The organism is Streptacidiphilus sp. EB129, assembly GCF_041262645.1.
GTDB lineage: Bacteria > Actinomycetota > Actinomycetes > Streptomycetales > Streptomycetaceae > Streptacidiphilus.
Genome location: NZ_JBGCCS010000010.1, coordinates 129,077 through 145,097, shown reverse-complemented (window position 1 = coordinate 145,097; position 16,021 = coordinate 129,077). Strand labels below are relative to the sequence as shown.

Below are 16,021 nucleotides of genomic sequence, written 5' to 3'. Positions count from 1 at the left end.
CGATGGTGGTTCGCGTAGTGGTGGCCGACGACCAGAGGCTGGTGCGCAGCGGCCTGCGGGCCATCGTCGACTCCGAGCCGGGTCTTGAGGTCGTCGGCGAGGCGGCCGACGGTGTCGAGGCGATCGAGGTGGCGCGCAGAGTGCGGCCGGACGTGGTGCTGATGGACGTGCGGATGCCCCGGCTGGACGGCGTGGCCGCGACCCGTGTTCTGCTGGGCGCCGGCGCGCCCGGGGTGCGGGTGCTGATCCTGACGACGTATGACGTGGACGCCCAGGTCGTCCAGGCACTGCGCGCGGGAGCGTCCGGCTATCTGCTGAAGGACGCCCCCGCCGCCCAGTTGATCGAAGCCATCCGTACGGTGGCGGCCGGGGAGGCCATGCTGGCACCGTCGGTGACCCGCCGCCTGCTGGAGCGCTTCGCCGCAACGGGGTGCCCGGAAACGGCTGACGGCGAGGCGGACGGCGCAGACCCGGCGACGTTGCGGGCACTGCTGTCCGAACGCGAGGCGCAGGTGCTGCTGCTGGTCGCCGAGGGCCTGTCGAACGCGGAGATCGGCGAGTCACTGGCCGTGGCCGACACGACCGTCAAAACACATGTCCAGAACATGTTGAGCAAGCTCGGACTGCGCAACCGGGTCCAGCTCGCGATCGTCGCCTACGACACGGGCCTGGTGCGGCCCCGCGGCTACCGAGCCGACCGCCCCCGTCGACCGGGGACTCACCGCGACTCGTCGTCACGGGGCTCCTGACCGGAATCGCTCGACGCGCGACCCCGGGCCAGGTGCTCCGGAACCGGTCTGCCTGGCGCACAGGCATTCTCGGGGGCTGGAGAGTTGGAGGTTGCCGGGTTGGTTCAGGCCAGCCGGTCCGGGATCGGGGCCAGTGTGTAGTTGTTCCAGATGTACGTGTCCATCTGGTGCTGGTCGCCGGAGAGGTTGATGACCCGGTCGACTTTGCCCTCGCGGTTGAAGTGCCACACCAGGGCCCAGATGGTGTCGACCTTGCCGGTCCCTTCGGTGGTCCAGCCGCGGTGGATGTCGACGACGTATTCCTCATTGGCCTCCAGGAACAGGGGTTCGGCCTGGAAGCCGGCCTTGCCGAGCTGGGTGAAGAAGGCCGCGACCTCCTCCACGCCGTGCTTGGTCCCCGACAGCGCGTGGTGACCCGGGATGCTCCATTCGACATCGTCCGTCAGCACCGCCCGCATGCCGTCGAGGTCGTAGCTGGCGTAGGCCGCAAAGAACCTGGTGATGGCGTCGATCTTCGAAGTCTTGTCGCTCATGGTCCGCTCTTTCGGTCGTCCGGTCGGTTGCAGCCTGCGTGATCATTCTTTCTGTACCCCGCCGTGACCGTCCAACTCCACAGCCTGACAGCGCAGATGACCACACGCGGCCGCCGCCTGCCTCAGGAGGCACCTCAACACGTCGTGCCACCCGGCGTGCAACGACGCGCGCCGGGTGACGAGGCCTTGGTGGGCCTCATCACCCGGCGCTGGGTCAGTCCGGGGCTACCGGCTCAGCTCAGGAGCAACTGGTGAACGTCGGAGCGGTGTTGGCGACGTAGAGGGTCGCGCCGCCGGACGGGTCGGAGGCGAGCGGCACGACGACGGTGTCGGTCGCGGTCCAGGGGAAGCCCTGCGCGTCGAAGGTCCAGTTGCCGGTCACCTTCTTGGCCAGCTCGGAGAGCGTCACCCAGCCGTACTGCTTGGCCGGGACGGTCACCGAGACGGAGTTGTTGACGGTCTTCGAGCCCTGCCAGATCGCGGTCACGTTGACCGACATGCCGACGCTGACCTGAACGGCCATCTGCGACAGGCCCCCGCTTCCCAGGCCCGAGTTGATCGTCGAACTGACGCTGTCCGACCAGCCGGTGGTGTTGTCCACCGAGAAGGCCTGTCCGATCGTGCCGCTGGTGTTGTTGTACCAGACCGAGGAGGCGCAGACGGTCGGCAGCGGAGCGGCGGGGGCCTCGCTGGTCTCCGCCCAGGAGCAGCTGCTGGTGTCCTTCTGGCACTGGGCGGCGCCGTGGCCCAGCGCGAGGTCCGTGATCGAGGTGCCGGTGGTCCACTGCTGGTTGACGTTGCCGTTGCAGCCGGACGAATCGGTCCACGCGTCGTTGTACTGCGCTCCGGCCATCAGGTCGAGGCAGGCGTTGTCACTCACGTGGCGGATCATGAACGCCTGCCCGGTGCCCGCGACCGGCTCGAAGTACCACTTCTGGCTGGCCTGGCCCGCGCACGTCTCCTGGCGCAGTGCCGGCCAGCTGACGTCGACGCACTTGCCGGTGTCGTTGTTGACGATGGTGAACGAGTAGTCGGACGGGTCGACGTTCAGGTGCCACGCCTCGTGGTACCCGGGGGCCGAGTTGGTGACGATGTAGACGCCGTCGAAGTTGTTGCCGTTCTGCACGTCCAGGGCGCGGCCGTTGCTCACCGAGGTGAAGATCAGGGCCTGGTACTGCCCGATCTGGCCCGCGGCGGCGCGCGCCGGTGCCGGTGCCGGTGCCGCTGTGGCGTTGGCGGTCAGTCCGAGGAGCGTGCAGAGCGCCCCCAGGACGAGGGCGATCAGGCGGGTGGCTTTCATGGGTCGGTCCTTTCATGGGGTGTGGGAACAGCTCAGGGGTTGGCGGCCGAGAACGCCGCTTCCAGGCGTGGGACGTAGTCCACGAGGTCCTGCGCCCAGCAGCCGGGTGTGTGGCCGCCCTGGCAGTTCGGGCCCCAGCCGGCCCCGTTGCCGTAGTCGACGAAGTAGGAGGGGTAACCGAGGGCGTCGAGGTGGTCCTTGACTGCTGGGACGCCGACTGCGCCCAGAACTCCTCGTTCCCCGGGTTGCCCGCCCCGTTGCCGGTGTAGAGGGAGATGCCGATGCCGGCCAGCTTGTCCATGTGGTTGGAGGGGTCGGCCTCGTTCCACCGCCAGTCGGCGTTGAACACCGGATAGGGCGTGCCGAAGATCGCGTCGCTGGAGACCGCGGGCCCGAAGTCGAGCCCGCAGTGCGTCCCCGGGGCACTGGGGCCGCAGAACACGGCGCCGACGTTGGTCAGCGTCCCGACGACGGCGGCCCGGATGATCGCCTCGTCACCTGACAGGTCGTCGGCTCCGGAGAGCGTGACGACCTGGCTGAACAGATCGGGGCGGTCCTGCGCGTAGTGCAGCGCGCCGAACCCGCCCATCGACAGGCCGCCGACCGCCCGCCCCTGCTTGGTCGCGACGGTGCGCAGGTTGGCGTCGACGAACGGGATCACCTGGTCGAGGTGGAAGTTCTCCCAGTTCTGCGCGCCGGCGGCGGTGGTCTGGTCGAGCCAGTTGGCGTACCAGCCGCGCAGCCCGCCGTCCGGGATGACCGTGATCATCGAGGTGGCGGCGAGCAGTGCGGGGTAGGCGAGATAGGGGTCCGCCGGGTCGTCCGACGTGCCGTGCAGGAAGTAGAAGACCGGGTAGCGCTTGGCGGTGTCGGTGGCGTAGCCGGCCGGCAGCAGGATCCGGATGTGGTGCCGGCCGGCCACCTCGGGGGTGGTCACGGTGAGCACGAAGTTGGTGGCGGTGCCGGTCACCGGGGCCACCTGCGTCAGACCGAAGCCGTCGGTCAGTGTCGGTGGGACCGAGGCGTCGGCGTGCGCGGGCGACACCACTCCCGGTCCAAGGATCAGGACTGCGGCGGCCAGCGCGGCGACTGCCGTTCTGATCCGCGGAAGCCAGGCGAACAGGACTGATGGCATGAGTGTTCCTTAGGAGTGGGCTCCTCGGGACGGGGTGGTCCGGGACCCCGCACGGTGGTTGGCCGGGGTCCGGGAAGCGGGTGGTTCGTCCGGACACAGCCATCCCAGCGCAGTTCGGCATGCCCACGCCAGAGTGACCGGTGGCCTACCTGGGCCACTGGCCCAGGTAGGCCTACCGGGCGGTAGGCTGCGGGTACCGAGTTGAGTCGACGTGAACATGACTACGGGGGGACGCATCGTGCACGACGTACTGGACCCCGCCTCCGACCGCGGCCGGGTCTACCGGACCCTGGTCGCCCACCCAGGCGCCCCGGCCGGCGAACTGGCGGCGCTGACCGGACTGAGCGAGGCGACCGTGCAGGCCGTACTGGCCGATCTCCGGGCCGAGCGCATCGTGGTGACGGTGCGTCCTTCCTCCGATCGGTTGCCATCGGCCTGGGAGGCGCTGCCGCCCCTGCGGGTCCTGGACACCCTGCTGCACCGCGACGCCATCCGCCGTGCCGACCTGCGGCAGGCCGGCGCCGAACTGGACCGGATCTACCGGTTCGCCCACACCAGGGACAGTGGCTCGTACGGCGCACTGGAGATCCTGGAGGGGACGGCCGATGTGCTGGCGGCCATCCGCCGGCTCCAGGCCGCCGCACGTCACCAGCTCCGGGTGATCGACGTGCCGCCGTATTCCGGCAACTCCGACTACTACCTGGAGCAGGAGGACATCCAGCGGGAGCGAATGGCCTCCGGCATCGTCTACCGCGTCATCTACGCCGGCGAGGCCTACGACGACCCGGTCGCCGGCCCCAACATGGCCCGCATGATCGAGGCCGGCGAGCAGGCGCGGACCTTGGACGAAGCCCCCGTCAAGCTCCTCATCGGCGACGAGGACCTGGCCCTGCTGACGCTGCCGGCCGACGACCACTCGGTCGGCATCATCGCGTTGCAGATCCGGTCGTCCAGCCTGCTGCAGGCGCTGTCCAACATCTTCGAGGCCCTCTGGCGGCTCGCCGTCCCGGTCTCCGCCGCCGGAATCGGTAGCCAGATCGACACCCGCGACCGCCAGATCCTGACCCTGATGGCCAGTGGCGCCACCGACGACGCGATAGCGCGGCGGCTGGGGCTCGGCCGCCGGACGGTGGTGCGGCGGGTGGCCGCTCTGCACACCCGGCTCGGCGCGACGACCCGTTTCCAGGCGGGGGTGCAGGCGGCGCGGCGGGGGTGGCTGTGAGGCGGGAAGGGCCGCCGGCTCACGTTGGTGATGTCAGTCCCTACGTGGGTGGCTCAGCGTGGGGCCGCAAGGAGCGCGTGCCACGCGAGCGCACCCGGCCCGGCCCTTCCCGACCCCCGAGGGCCCCCGGGTCCTGGTGCCCTGTCAGCAGCATTCGGTCGCCGTCCCGCGCGGCCGGAGGGCTACGGCCGCGCGGCGGGCTTCGGAGATGACGGACCTGCGCTGGCGGGCGGTCCTGGCCGTGGGGCCCGGGCGGGCGAAGGGGCAGGTCCCTCGTGAATCAGCGTCAGTCCGGCAGCCAGTGCAGCTCGTGCGCCAGGGATTTGGCGACGGCACGGATGCGGCGGTGTAGTGGCGACTGCTCGCGTGGGAGGACCAGGTGGATCGTCAGGCTGGGCGCGCCTCGCAGCGGTCGCCAGGTGAGACCGGCCGGTGATGCCGTGACCGCGGCTTCTCCGGCCGGGGCGAGGGTGACCCCGTCGCGCAGGTCGCGCTGGGACATGTCGAAAGAGACTGCGGGCGTGTGGAATCGGGGGTGTGGTCGGGTGTCTCGGAACAGTGCGGACAGCTGATCGTGGATCACGGGGTTGGCCGCACGGTCCGGGAGCCGCAGCGGATACGCGGCCGCGTCGGCGATCTCGATCTCCGGGTGTTCGGCCAGCGGATGGTGCTGCGCCAGCTGGACCCCGATGCGCGCACGCCGCAGCAGGAACCGGCGCACGCCACGGCCCGGCTGTTCACCGCGGGTGATCCCGGCATCGATGCGGCCGTCGGCGACCGCGGGGGTGATCTCCGGTGTCGCCATCGGGACCGCGCCGACCTCGAGTCCGCTGTTGCCGCGAATCAGCCTGTCCACCAGGGCCGGTGCCGTCTCGGCCCCGGTGCTGAGGCTGTATCCGATGCGCAGCGTGCCCAGTTCACCGGCCGCCGCGCTCCGGGCGGTGTCCCATGCCCGGTCCAGCGCCGCCAGCGCGGGCGGCGCGGACTCAGCCAAAGCCGCACCGGCCGTGGTCAATGCGACGCGACGCGTGTTGCGGACCAGCAGGGCCGTACCGAGTTCCGCCTCCAATCGGCGCATCCGGGCGCTGAGTGCGGGCTGTGCGACACCGATCCGTGCGGCCGCGCGGGTGAAGTTCAACTCCTGCGCCAGCACCAGGAAGTACCGCAGGCTCACCGTATCCGGCGCCACGTGCCCTCCCTGCCGATTGATAACGATCCGTTCTGAGCCTATCCCGTACCGGTCTTTCCCTCGACCGCACATCGAGCCCTAACCTGCGCATATGACGATTCCCCTGACCGCAGTACCCGTCGCCGGGATCGATCGAGTGAGTGTCAATTCGAAGTCGGGCATGTCCGGCCGAACACAGGAGGTTTCCATGGCCAAGGGCTACTGGGTCAGTGTCTACCCCGCCATTTCCGACCCTGAGAGGCTGACTGCCTACGAGAAGCTGGCCCGTCCGGCTGTCCGGGCTGGGGGCGGGAGCGTCCTATCCCGTGGCGGTCGAGTCGTCGCCCACGAGGCCGGAATCACGCAACGCGTCGTTCTGATCGAGTTCGACAGCTTTGAACAGGCCGTCGCGGCATACGAGAGCGAGGCATACCAGAAGGCGCTGGTGGCCCTCCCCGACGGCGTCGAGCGCGACTTCCGCATCATCGAAGGCATCGACTGACCGGCGGGCCCAGCCATCGCTGAGCATCCCACCTCTTTGCGCAGCCGTTGCTCCACTTCGGGTGTCTGGTGCGTCTCGGCCCGGACCCGGGCGTAGAACTCCTCCTTCAGGTCCGCGTGGCGCTTCATGAGCGCCATCCGGTGGACGTCTGCCTCGATGGCGAGCGCGGCGACGGTCAGGCTGCCGTTTGAGCGTGCGGGCTGGCCGGCCAGCAGCCGGTCGATCGCCTCCCGGATGCGTGAGCGCTCATCACTGCGCCGGCTCGCCCGGCTGGTCGACCGTCCGCGAGACGGGGTCCACCGCCAGGTGGGCCGGCCGCGGCTCGCGCACCCGCTCGCGCAGGATCGTCAGCCCGCGTTCCCAGCCGATCCGCTCCGCGATCGCGGTGACCGGCATCGTCGGGGTCGCCTTCAGAGGCTGGAGCATGCGCGGATCGCCCGCGAGGAGGGGGCGCGCATGTTCGCCGAGGCGAGGGTGCCGGCCCGGGGGAGTGACGCGGTGTCATCGGCCGCGCCGTCCCCGGTCCCTCCTGATTGACGTCATGGTCCGGCGCCCCGTCACACCATGTGGAAGCCATGGCATTTGGCGGCATGGCGCGGTTAGGCTGGCACAGTGATCGTCAAGGGAACCTTCAACGTCAGCAGCACCCTCCCGTTCGTCCGGTTCGACCTCGCGCTCGCCACGGTCAGCGGCACGGCCGCGTACCTGCTGGTCGACCTGGCCGACATTCGCTGGCTCGCGCTGCCCTCGCTGCTGGCCACCGTGCTGGGAACCGCACTGGCCATCCTGCTCGCCTTCCGCGCCAACACCGCCTACCAGCGCTGGTGGGAGGCGAGTACCATCTGGGCCCAACTGACCGGACAGTCACGGACACTGATCCGGGTCGCCCGCACGGTCACCGACGCCAAACTCGTCGACCCCGCGATCGACCCCGCCACCGTCCGGGCCTGGCAGCACGACCTCGCCAACCGCCAGGCCGCCTGGGCCCACAGCCTGGCCCGACTGCTGCGCCGGCAGGACGCCACCATCGAGCTCACCCGGCTGCTGTCCCCCGAGGAGGCCGCACTGGTGCTGGCGGCGGACAACGGTCCCGCGGTGCTGGCCCGACTGCAGAGTCAGGCCATCTTCCACGGTTACGACCTGGGCATCCTGAGCGGCCTGGACAACTTCCAGATGGAGACCGCCCTGGCCGGGCTGTCCACCCAGCAGGCGCTGGCCGAGCGGATGAGCATCACACCGATCCCGCGGCCGCACGACTACGTCAGCCGGTTGTTCGTGCACTGCTACGTGGTGGTGTTCCCGTTCGCCGTGATCAGCGCGCTGACCTCCTACCGCTGGCTGGTCATTCCCTCCGCACTGCTGATCGCCCTGTTCTTCCGGATGGTCGAGCGGGTCGGCGCGTCCACCGAGGAGCCCTTCGCCAACCGCAGCCAGGACGTCCCCGTCACCGCCCTGGCCGTCAGCCTCGAACGCGACCTGCTCGAACTGGTCGACGTCGACGAGCGCCCGGCCAGGCCCGCGCCCGTGGACGGATACCTCTGGTAGCGGCTCTTCCGAAAGCCCGTTGGGAAGGGCCATTCTTCTGACGGCCCGCTGGGGCAGGCACAACGCCTCATTCGGCCGAGCGGTGTACCTGCCCAACGCCCACCCGCGCCGGCCCCTGCACCGCGCCAGCCCCTGTACCGGGCCGAGCTCCTGTACCTTGACGATGGGTTGGTCACAGCAGAGGCCTGCTGGTGCAGAGGCCGGTGCTGGGTCAGAGTGCGTGACGGGTGAGGAATTCGGCGACGAGCCGGTGCCATTCCTCGGTCTGCTCGGCCATGAGGACGTGACCGGCGGCCACCTCGGCGTACTGCGCGCCGGCGATCGACTGGGCAAGGAATCGCGAACCGGCGGGGTCGACCAGCAGGTCGCTCACCGGGTTCACCACGAGTGTGGGTACCGTGATCGCTGCCAGGTCTCCGGTCGTATCCACCTCGGTGACCAGTCGGGCCTGGGCCCTGGCGCCTGCGGGAACGCCTGCCGCCACCTGGCCCACGAGGCCGGGGAGCATCCCGGCCGGAAGGCTGTTGAGGAATCCCGCGCTGAACCCGAAGGTCAGCGCCAGGCGGGCGAAGGTCTCGTGATCGCCTCGCTCGAACGCGTTCTGCCACAGCTGCATGGCGAGTCGCAGTCGGTTGTCGGCCGTCACGAACCCTGCGGCGAGGACGAGCCCGCGCACGCGCCCGGGGTGACGGGCGGCAGCGCGCACCGCCACGGTGCTGCCCAGTGAGAAGCCGATCAGGGTGAACTGCTCCACGCCCGCCCGCAGTGCGCTCTCCACAAGTGCGTCGGCCAGTGCGTCCAGGTCGAGGGAGTCGTCGGTCGCGGGGTAGGAGGGGGCGACCACCATGTGGTCGCGGTTCAGGAGGGAGGTGAGCGGGCCGAAGTTGTCCTGGACGCTCCCCGCGGCCCCATGGGCCAGGAGGATGCCGGGCCCGGAGCCGGACACCTCGGTTGTGAGCTGGAGCGGGAGCCGAGTCGACGCGTTGGTGGTCATGACGACCACGCTAGGGATTGACATCAGCGTCAAGGTCAAGCCGAGCAGCCGCGGTGTCGCACCTCGCGGTCCGGTCGCGCCGGCGGTGCTGTCGTGCCCGGGTCGCGGGCTGTCCGGGTATGCGACGCTGATGCCATGTCGCTCGCCCCTTTCCCCGAGGAGCCGATAACGCCCGATCCGGTGCGCGAGGTGCCGGGGACGCTGCTCACCCAGTCCTGGCTCGACCTGGCGTTCCTGCACTGGGCCGTCGACCCCGCGGTCGTGGCGCCGCTGCTGCCGGCCGGGACCGTGCCGGACACGCACGACGGGCGCACGTACGTCGGCCTGGTGGCGTTCCGGATGTACCGGGTGGGCTGGTTCAAGGTGCCGGGCATCCCGTACCTCGGCACGTTTCCGGAGACCAACGTGCGGCTGTACTCGGTGGACCGGCAAGGCCGGCGCGGCGTGGTGTTCCGCTCGCTGGAGGCCTCGCGGCTGCTGCCGGTGGCCGTCGCCCGCAGCGCGTTTCGGCTGCCCTACATGTGGGCCCGGATGGCGATCCACCGCGACGCCGGGACCATCAGCTACAGCAGCAGTCGGCGCTGGCCGGGGCCGCGCGGGGCGCACTGCCGGTTCACGGTGCGCATCGGCGAGCCGATCCGGGAGCCGACCTCCCTCGAACACTTTCTGACGGCCCGCTGGGGCATGCACAACGCCTACTTCGGCCGAGCGGTGTACCTGCCCAATGCCCACCCGCGCTGGCCCCTGCATCGGGCCGAACTCCTGCACCTTGACGATGAGTTGGTCGCAGCAGCCGGGCTGCCGTCGCCGCCCGGGCCGCCGGTGAGCGTGCTGTACTCCCCAGGCGTACCCGTGCGCTTCGGCCGCCCCGCCCGCCCAGGCGGCCTGCCCACCCCTTGACGCCGTGGTCCACCAGGGACGGACCGCGCCCCGCGCGAGGGGCGCGCGCTCAAAGTCCGGCGGCTGAGCGCAGGGCAACGGCTGTGGCGTCGGGGTCCCGCACGGAGACGGCGAGGCGGGCGAACTCGGTGCCCCGGCCCAAGTCGACGCACAGCGCCGGCCGGGAGGCCCGCACCGCCGCGAAGTCCTGCCCTACCGGGAAGCGGCGCACCCCCAGCGAGATCCACCCGGGGACGCTCGTACCCGAGACTGGAACGCCACGCAGCGCACGCCAGGCACTTCGCTCCACGCTGATCCCGCGTACCGCGAGCAGAGGCACCCGGACCTCCGCGCGCCGCGCCGCGAGCCGCTCGGGCAGCGACAGCCGCAGCACCAGGTCCTGTCCGTCCACCACCAGCACGGCCATCGATGCCTCCTTCACGCACTCCCACGCCCCCACGTCCCAGGAGAACGCGCGCGGCCGTGCACGGCGAGCCGGGCCTCTCGCCGCCCTCGCCCGGGAATGGAGCGGTCCGGTGAGCGGGCCCCAGGTTGCGGCGGCACGTCGGACCCGGCCGGTGCCTCGCCTGCCGGACGAAGCGCCGCTGTCGCCGCATGCCGGAGCCGGTCGTGGTTCCGGTCCGTGCCGCTGGGGTGCACGCGCAGGCGGACCGAAAGCTATGCCGTGGTCAGCCCCGCGAGGAGGTCGTGGACCCTATCGAAGGCGATCGCGCCGTCGAGCGGGTTCGAGTAGGTGCGCGACCAGGCAGATCCCGCCTCGCTGGTCACGTCTCGCCGGGGCAGTCATGGGAGAGACCGCCGCCATCCGACATGGTCGGGTGTCCCGGGCTGAGATGCCCCGGGCGACACGACCACCGGCGATGGTTCTCTGCAGGGGCGTCCTGCTCGGGCTCGGCAGGAGCGCTCGACTGCGGATCGGCTGGGCGCCGCCGTCGCGGTACTCGCGGACCTCCTGGCGCGCGCCAATCGCAGAGGGTGCCCCATCCGGAATGTCGCACCCCGCTTGCAGTGATCGACAAGCGTCCCCCTACCCTGGCCCGATGTACCACCACGCCCGACTTCTCCTCCCCGCTGTCGCCATCGCTCTGACCAGCGGCTGTAGTGCAGCGTCCGCGCCGAGCCAGACGCACACCACGGCCCGCTCGGCTGCCACGGCAAGCAGCAGCGCCATCCCCGCCGCAGTCCTCGCGCAGCGGCAGGCGGTGACCCGTCAGATCACCGCGCTCATGGACGGCGCCGTGGCGAACGGCGGGCTCACCGCCCAGGAGGAGCAGGCTGCTGCGGCCGCAGGCAAAGCCATGGACTGCGGGAAGGCCTATGAGTTCGTCCTCCCCGCCAGCCGGTTCACGCACTTGCCCGAGGAACTCAGGGCTTCGCTCGCCCAGGCCGGCTTCACGCGGGCGATCTCCGGCCCGAACGACATCCGTATGACCCGGGGCACCTGGGAAGCCTGGATCACTCCGCAGACCTCCCCCAGCAGCGACGTCCAGGGAGACGCCGGCTTCACCGGCGACGTGCTCCTGCTGGACTTCCGCGTCACGAGCAGCGACCCGGCCTGCGCCTGAGTGCCCGACGTTGCCGGGGAAGGGTAGGGATCTGGAGGAGCCCGGCTACCACCACGGCCTCCTCGCCGACTTCCACGAGCGCCTGGCCCAGGACGGGCGGGCCGCCGCGCGGCGGCTCGGCGCCGTCAGTTCACCTCGGGCCCGAACCGACGCTTGTACGCCGACGGAGTGACGCCCGTCTCGCGACGCATCAGCGTGCGCAGGTTGGCAGCGGTGCCAAGCCCGCTCCGCCGTGCGACCACCTCGAAGCGTGACTCGCCTCGCTCGATCAGCCGGCATGCCAGGGCAAGCCGTTCCCCCGTGAGCCACATCAACGGGGTCGTTCCCAGTTGGGCCCGGAAGCGGCGATGCAGCGTCGCCGGACTGACCGCCGCCCGCGCGGCGAGGCCCGGCACCGTGAGCGGCGAGTCGAGCCGTTCCTGCGCCCAGGCCAGGACTGGTGCCAGGGACTCGTCCGGGAGGTCGGGCATGGGACGCTCCACGAACTGCCGCTGCCCGCCGTCCCGGTGCGCGGCGAACACCAGTCGCCGGCTCACGGAGTTGGCAACCTCGGCGCCGTGGTCGCGGCGGACCACATGCAGCCCGAGATCGAGTGCGGCCGCGCTTCCCGCAGCGGTGAGGATGTCACCGTCGTCCACGAACAGCACGTCTGATTCGAGGTGGACAGCGGGGAAGCGAGACCGGAAGGCATCCGCCCACTGCCAGTGGGCGGTGGCCCGGCGCCCGTCGAGGACTCCGGCCTCGGCCAGGGTGAAGGCGCCGCTGCAGAAGCCGATCAGTCGTGCACCGCGCGCGTGCGCCCGTCGGATGGCGTCGAGCACGGCGGGCCGGCGGGGCACCTCGACGTCGGGGCGGTTGGGGACGATCAGGGTGTCCGCCGTATCGGCCGCGTCCAAGCCTGTGACGCCGGTGAGCGTGAAGAATCCGTCTCGCATCGGGGTGCGGGGCTCCGGGGAACAGAGCCTGAAGTCGTAGAGATCGCGGCCGATCTCCGGTCTGCGCAGACCGAAGACCTCGGTCGCACAGCCGAGCTCGAAAGGGTTGGAGTTGTCGTCCACGATCACGACCACCCGGTGCACGCCCGCCGCGTGAGCCTGGTGCGAGGATTCTTTCGCCATGTGCAATTCCTAGCACTCGCGCCGACCATGCGAAACGGCTGAGGATGAGCCCATGAGTAATCAGCCCATCCCCCTTCGCAAGGCTCTGGCCTCCTTCGACGCGCTGTGGAGTCCCCGCATCGTGACGCGCGTCAACGACTACGACGTCCGAATCGCCAAGGTCCAGGGCGAACACGTCTGGCACGCCCACGACGACACCGACGAGTTCTTCCTGGTGCTGGACGGGGAGCTGCACATCTCCCTGCGCGAGCCCGAGGGCGAGCGCACGGTCCTGCTGCCGCAGGGGACGGTCTTCACCGTCCCCGCGGGTACGGAGCACAAGCCGTCCGCGCCGTCCGGCGCCGCGATCCTCATGTTCGAACCGGCAGGGACGCCGACCGTGGGCGACCGCCACGACGAGATCCCCGACCACGTGGACGCCACAACCGGACACACCCTCCACACCTGAGCCAGGCTCTTACGCGGCACGGGCATCAACCGATCGGTTGATGCCGCCCGTCCACCGGATGCCCGCCACGCTCTGGCCGGTCGGGCGATTCGCCGCCGCTGCGCCGCTTCGATACTGAGATGGCAGGCCGGCGAACAACGCCGGCCGCTAGCCGCGAACAGCGGGCGGGGAGTCGGGAAATGGCATCGATGCCGGTCATCGAAGTGGAGCACCTGCACAAGCGGTACGGCGACCGGACAGCCGTGGCCGACGTGTCGTTCTCCGTCAACGAGGGGGAGATCTTCGGCATCCTGGGGCCCAACGGGGCCGGCAAGACCACCACGGTCGAGTGCCTCAGCGGGCTGCGGAAGGCCGACGGCGGTCGGCTCCGCGTCCTCGGGATCGACCCGGTCATGGACCGCGCCGGGGTCGTCGCCGACCTCGGCGTGCAGCTCCAGCACAGCGCGCTGCCGCCCAACCTCCGGGTGGGCGAGGCGCTGCGCCTGTTCAGCTCCTTCTATGAGCGCCCCGCCGACTGGCGGGAACTGCTGGACGTGCTGGGACTCGGCCCGCAGGCCGGGACCCGCTTCAGCAGGCTGTCCGGCGGGCAGCAGCAGCGGCTGTCGATCGCCCTGGCGCTGATCGGCAACCCCCGGGTGGCGATCCTCGACGAGCTGACCACCGGTCTGGACCCGGCCGCGCGGCGCGACACCTGGGAGCTGATCGAGTCGGTGCGCGACCGCGGCGTGACGATCCTGCTGGTCACCCACTTCATGGCGGAGGCCGAGCGGCTGTGCGACAGGGTGGCGGTGATCGACACCGGACGCGTGGTCGCCCTGGACACCCCGGGGGAGCTGACAGCGCGTCTGGACGTGCGGCAGCGGATCCGCTTCGTGCCCTCCGCCCCGATCGGGGACAGCCTGCTCGCCGACCTGCCCGAGGTCGAGTCGGTGAGCCGGCGCGGCGAGGAGGTGGTGGTGGTCGGCCGCGGCGACGCCCTGGCCGCCGTCGCCGCGCAGCTCGCCCGGCAGGGCGTGATCGCGCACCGGCTGCGGGTCGAGCAGCCGAGCCTGGACGACGCCTTTCCGTCAGGCCCAGCGCACCGACATCGGCATCGACGTGGTCCTGCTGGACCTCCGCATGCCCGGCACCGGCGGGGTGGAGGCCATCCTGCGCCTGCGCGAACTGGGCCACCCGGCAAGGATCCTGGTGCTGACCACCTTCGACGCCGACCGTGACGTGCTCCCCGCCATCAAGGCCGGGGCCACCGGCTACCTGCTCAAGGACGCCCCGCGAGAGGAGCTGATCCGGGCGGTGCGGGCGGCCCACGCCGGTCAGCCGGTCCTGTCTCCCTCTGTCGCCGGAACCCTGATGGGCCGCCTCGGCGTCCGCGAACCGGGCAGCCTCAGCCCCCGCGAACTCGACGTGCTCCGGCTCGTCGCCTCCGGCGCCACCAACCAGGCCGTCGCCCGCGAACTGCACGTCAGCGAGGCGACCATCAAGACCCATCTGATGCACCTCTACGGCAAGCTCGGAGTCCGCGACCGCGCCGCGGCCGTGGCCGTGGCCGTGGCGTACGATCGCGGACTCCTGGGCCAGAACTGACGTCCTGTCCGGTCGATCAGGGCCAGGTCCATCGGAGCGATGAGTATGCGTCCTCATGCGGCCCCGGCGGTATCGGTGAAGCCAGCCGCATGGCCGTCCCGCGCCGACACTTGCACCCTCGCCGGCATCGAGGTGCGAGCTCGGCGAGCTGCTCCAGCAGCAGCGGGGTGGGCTTCGAGGGCCGGCTCTTCGTGTTTCGACGGGAACACGAGAGCAAGTGTTGTCTTGACAACAGTTGCGTCGGTGCTCAGGCTGGAGGTATGACAGCACAGACCAGCGGCCTCCACGACCATCTCGGCTACTGGCTTCGCCGTCTGTCCGACGAGGTCCACGGCCGTTTCGAGCGGCAACTCGCGGAGCACGGCGTGACGGTTGCCCAGTGGGCGGTGCTGATCACCGTCTACCGCGGGGACGCCACCACCACCCGCGAGGTGTCCCGCTACGTCGACATCGACGTCGGGGCGGTCTCCCGCCTGGTCGACCGGCTGATCGCCAAGGACCTGATATCCCGCGAACCCGACCCCGACTCCAAGCGCGTACTCCGGCTGACCCTCACCGATCAGGGACGCGACCTCGCGCCCCGCCTCGCCGAGATCGCCGACCGCAACGACGCCCACTTCTTCGCCGCCCTCACCGCCGACCAGCGCCTCCAGCTGGAGGCATGGATCCGCGACCTGGTCGGTACCCCCACCCCCGCACACGGAAAGAGCGCGTCATGAGCGCCACTGCCGTCACCGCCCGTTCGGTCACCAAGACCGTCAGCATCAACCGCCCCGTCGCCGAGGTCTTCGCGTTCCTGGCCGACCCGGCCAACTGGCCCGCCTGGGCGGTGGTCAACGTCAAGGCGATCGAGCCCGCCAACGACCCCGGCTGGTGGCTGATGACCACCCCGCACGGCCCCGCCCGCCTGCGCATCCGCAGCAACCCGGAGCTCGCACTCCTCGACCACGACTACGTCGAGGACCAGGCCTCCTGGCAGGTCCCCGCCCGCGTCGTCCCCAACGGCACCGGCGCCGAATTCATGATCACTTTCTTCCAGCCCCCGGCGTTCACCGACGCCTTCTTCGACGAACAGGTCGCCCTCGTCGACATCGAACTGGCCACCCTCAAGCGCATCCTGGAAACCGGCGCGTGACTCACCTGGGTGGCAGCCAGAATCGAGCGAACCTCCGGCGTCACCCCGCGGGAAGCCGTCCGCCACCTCGCGGTGACGCCTCGTCCGCGCGGCCGGTCCGGCGTGGCGGAGTGACCGGGCCCG

General features: G+C 70.7%; 18 protein-coding genes and 2 pseudogenes. 11 read left to right on the top strand and 9 right to left on the bottom strand.

Going from position 1 to position 16,021, the window contains the following annotated elements; all coding sequences use genetic code 11:
* Positions 1–2 precede the first annotated feature (2 nt).
* Positions 3–749 carry a response regulator gene (locus tag ABH925_RS15355; protein WP_370148202.1) on the top strand — a complete coding sequence of 249 codons (747 nt, stop codon included), beginning with the start codon at positions 3–5 and terminating at the stop codon, positions 747–749.
* Between the two features lie 104 nt (positions 750–853).
* Here the strand turns inward: ABH925_RS15355 and ABH925_RS15350 are convergent, their stop codons facing one another.
* From ABH925_RS15350 to ABH925_RS15340, 3 genes and pseudogenes are all read right to left on the bottom strand, one after another.
* Entirely contained in the window at positions 854–1,282 is a 429-nt protein-coding gene (locus tag ABH925_RS15350) for a nuclear transport factor 2 family protein (RefSeq protein WP_370148200.1), read from the bottom strand.
* Between the two features lie 238 nt (positions 1,283–1,520).
* On the bottom strand, positions 1,521–2,582 hold the full coding sequence (locus tag ABH925_RS15345) for an RICIN domain-containing protein (RefSeq protein ID WP_370148199.1): 1,062 nt from the start codon (positions 2,580–2,582) through the stop codon (positions 1,521–1,523).
* A 307-nt stretch (positions 2,583–2,889) separates the two neighbouring features.
* A pseudogene (locus ABH925_RS15340) lies at positions 2,890–3,717 on the bottom strand (alpha/beta hydrolase); the annotation flags it as partial.
* Between the two features lie 238 nt (positions 3,718–3,955).
* Between ABH925_RS15340 and ABH925_RS15335 the strand changes: the two are divergent.
* Positions 3,956–4,939: a LuxR C-terminal-related transcriptional regulator gene (locus tag ABH925_RS15335; protein WP_370148197.1), complete on the top strand. Its 984-nt coding sequence runs from the start codon at positions 3,956–3,958 to the stop codon at positions 4,937–4,939.
* A 286-nt stretch (positions 4,940–5,225) separates the two neighbouring features.
* Here the strand turns inward: ABH925_RS15335 and ABH925_RS15330 are convergent, their stop codons facing one another.
* Positions 5,226–6,128 carry a LysR substrate-binding domain-containing protein gene (locus tag ABH925_RS15330; RefSeq protein WP_370148195.1) on the bottom strand — a complete coding sequence of 301 codons (903 nt, stop codon included), beginning with the start codon at positions 6,126–6,128 and terminating at the stop codon, positions 5,226–5,228.
* Between the two features lie 187 nt (positions 6,129–6,315).
* Between ABH925_RS15330 and ABH925_RS15325 the strand changes: the two genes are divergently transcribed.
* The gene (locus ABH925_RS15325; protein ID WP_370148312.1) at positions 6,316–6,609 is read left to right on the top strand and encodes a DUF1330 domain-containing protein; all 294 of its coding nucleotides are present in this window, start codon (positions 6,316–6,318) and stop codon (positions 6,607–6,609) included.
* Between the two features lie 29 nt (positions 6,610–6,638).
* Here the strand turns inward: ABH925_RS15325 and ABH925_RS15320 are convergent.
* A pseudogene (locus tag ABH925_RS15320) lies at positions 6,639–6,845 on the bottom strand (hypothetical protein); the annotation flags it as partial.
* 13 nt (positions 6,846–6,858) lie between these two features.
* Complete coding sequence (locus ABH925_RS15315) at positions 6,859–7,035, bottom strand: hypothetical protein (RefSeq protein ID WP_370148193.1); 177 nt, start codon at positions 7,033–7,035, stop codon at positions 6,859–6,861.
* A 186-nt stretch (positions 7,036–7,221) separates the two neighbouring features.
* On the opposite strand from ABH925_RS15315, the gene ABH925_RS15310 reads away from it, so the two are divergent.
* Positions 7,222–8,154 (top strand): bestrophin family protein, encoded by a 933-nt coding sequence (locus tag ABH925_RS15310; RefSeq protein WP_370148191.1) that lies wholly within the window; start codon positions 7,222–7,224, stop codon positions 8,152–8,154.
* A 211-nt stretch (positions 8,155–8,365) separates the two neighbouring features.
* Here the strand turns inward: ABH925_RS15310 and ABH925_RS15305 are convergent, their stop codons facing one another.
* Positions 8,366–9,148 (bottom strand): alpha/beta fold hydrolase, encoded by a 783-nt coding sequence (locus tag ABH925_RS15305; RefSeq protein WP_370148189.1) that lies wholly within the window; start codon positions 9,146–9,148, stop codon positions 8,366–8,368.
* Positions 9,149–9,283: 135 nt separating this feature from the next.
* On the opposite strand from ABH925_RS15305, the gene ABH925_RS15300 reads away from it, so the two are divergent.
* On the top strand, positions 9,284–10,048 hold the full coding sequence (locus tag ABH925_RS15300) for a YqjF family protein (RefSeq protein WP_370148187.1): 765 nt from the start codon (positions 9,284–9,286) through the stop codon (positions 10,046–10,048).
* Between the two features lie 49 nt (positions 10,049–10,097).
* Here the strand turns inward: ABH925_RS15300 and ABH925_RS15295 are convergent, their stop codons facing one another.
* The gene (locus tag ABH925_RS15295) at positions 10,098–10,454 is read right to left on the bottom strand and encodes a hypothetical protein (RefSeq protein WP_370148186.1); all 357 of its coding nucleotides are present in this window, start codon (positions 10,452–10,454) and stop codon (positions 10,098–10,100) included.
* A 634-nt stretch (positions 10,455–11,088) separates the two neighbouring features.
* Here ABH925_RS15295 and ABH925_RS15290 point away from each other — a divergent pair.
* The gene (locus ABH925_RS15290; RefSeq protein ID WP_370148184.1) at positions 11,089–11,613 is read left to right on the top strand and encodes a hypothetical protein; all 525 of its coding nucleotides are present in this window, start codon (positions 11,089–11,091) and stop codon (positions 11,611–11,613) included.
* Positions 11,614–11,738: 125 nt separating this feature from the next.
* On the opposite strand, the gene ABH925_RS15285 is transcribed toward ABH925_RS15290, so the two are convergent.
* On the bottom strand, positions 11,739–12,731 hold the full coding sequence (locus ABH925_RS15285; RefSeq protein ID WP_370148182.1) for a GlxA family transcriptional regulator: 993 nt from the start codon (positions 12,729–12,731) through the stop codon (positions 11,739–11,741).
* A 52-nt stretch (positions 12,732–12,783) separates the two neighbouring features.
* On the opposite strand from ABH925_RS15285, the gene ABH925_RS15280 reads away from it, so the two are divergent.
* The 5 genes from ABH925_RS15280 (at position 12,784) to ABH925_RS15260 (ending at position 15,898) form a co-directional block, all read left to right on the top strand.
* Positions 12,784–13,179: a cupin domain-containing protein gene (locus tag ABH925_RS15280; protein ID WP_370148180.1), complete on the top strand. Its 396-nt coding sequence runs from the start codon at positions 12,784–12,786 to the stop codon at positions 13,177–13,179.
* A gap of 188 nt (positions 13,180–13,367) precedes the next feature.
* Positions 13,368–14,396: an ABC transporter ATP-binding protein gene (locus tag ABH925_RS15275; protein ID WP_370148310.1), complete on the top strand. Its 1,029-nt coding sequence runs from the start codon at positions 13,368–13,370 to the stop codon at positions 14,394–14,396.
* Complete coding sequence (locus tag ABH925_RS15270) at positions 14,299–14,763, top strand: LuxR C-terminal-related transcriptional regulator (protein ID WP_370148179.1); 465 nt, start codon at positions 14,299–14,301, stop codon at positions 14,761–14,763. Before ABH925_RS15275 ends, ABH925_RS15270 begins: the two co-directional genes overlap by 98 nt.
* 260 nt (positions 14,764–15,023) lie before the next feature.
* A complete protein-coding gene (locus ABH925_RS15265; protein ID WP_370148178.1) occupies positions 15,024–15,482 on the top strand; it encodes a MarR family winged helix-turn-helix transcriptional regulator in 459 nt (152 codons plus the stop codon).
* Positions 15,479–15,898, top strand: a complete 420-nt coding sequence (locus tag ABH925_RS15260; protein ID WP_370148176.1) for an SRPBCC family protein — start codon at positions 15,479–15,481, stop codon at positions 15,896–15,898. Before ABH925_RS15265 ends, ABH925_RS15260 begins: the two co-directional genes overlap by 4 nt.
* The last annotated feature ends 123 nt before the right edge of the window (positions 15,899–16,021 follow it).

Coding starts and splice junctions, on each gene's coding strand:
- ABH925_RS15355 (WP_370148202.1), top strand. CDS start 3: ATGGTGGTTCGCGTAGTGGTGGCCGACGACCAGAGGCTGGTGCGCAGC.
- ABH925_RS15350 (WP_370148200.1), bottom strand. CDS start 1,282: ATGAGCGACAAGACTTCGAAGATCGACGCCATCACCAGGTTCTTTGCG.
- ABH925_RS15345 (WP_370148199.1), bottom strand. CDS start 2,582: ATGAAAGCCACCCGCCTGATCGCCCTCGTCCTGGGGGCGCTCTGCACG.
- ABH925_RS15325 (WP_370148312.1), top strand. CDS start 6,316: ATGGCCAAGGGCTACTGGGTCAGTGTCTACCCCGCCATTTCCGACCCT.
- ABH925_RS15315 (WP_370148193.1), bottom strand. CDS start 7,035: ATGCTCCAGCCTCTGAAGGCGACCCCGACGATGCCGGTCACCGCGATC.
- ABH925_RS15305 (WP_370148189.1), bottom strand. CDS start 9,148: ATGACCACCAACGCGTCGACTCGGCTCCCGCTCCAGCTCACAACCGAG.
- ABH925_RS15300 (WP_370148187.1), top strand. CDS start 9,284: ATGTCGCTCGCCCCTTTCCCCGAGGAGCCGATAACGCCCGATCCGGTG.
- ABH925_RS15295 (WP_370148186.1), bottom strand. CDS start 10,454: ATGGCCGTGCTGGTGGTGGACGGACAGGACCTGGTGCTGCGGCTGTCG.
- ABH925_RS15290 (WP_370148184.1), top strand. CDS start 11,089: ATGTACCACCACGCCCGACTTCTCCTCCCCGCTGTCGCCATCGCTCTG.
- ABH925_RS15285 (WP_370148182.1), bottom strand. CDS start 12,731: ATGGCGAAAGAATCCTCGCACCAGGCTCACGCGGCGGGCGTGCACCGG.
- ABH925_RS15280 (WP_370148180.1), top strand. CDS start 12,784: ATGAGTAATCAGCCCATCCCCCTTCGCAAGGCTCTGGCCTCCTTCGAC.
- ABH925_RS15275 (WP_370148310.1), top strand. CDS start 13,368: ATGCCGGTCATCGAAGTGGAGCACCTGCACAAGCGGTACGGCGACCGG.
- ABH925_RS15270 (WP_370148179.1), top strand. CDS start 14,299: ATGCCCGGCACCGGCGGGGTGGAGGCCATCCTGCGCCTGCGCGAACTG.
- ABH925_RS15265 (WP_370148178.1), top strand. CDS start 15,024: ATGACAGCACAGACCAGCGGCCTCCACGACCATCTCGGCTACTGGCTT.
- ABH925_RS15260 (WP_370148176.1), top strand. CDS start 15,479: ATGAGCGCCACTGCCGTCACCGCCCGTTCGGTCACCAAGACCGTCAGC.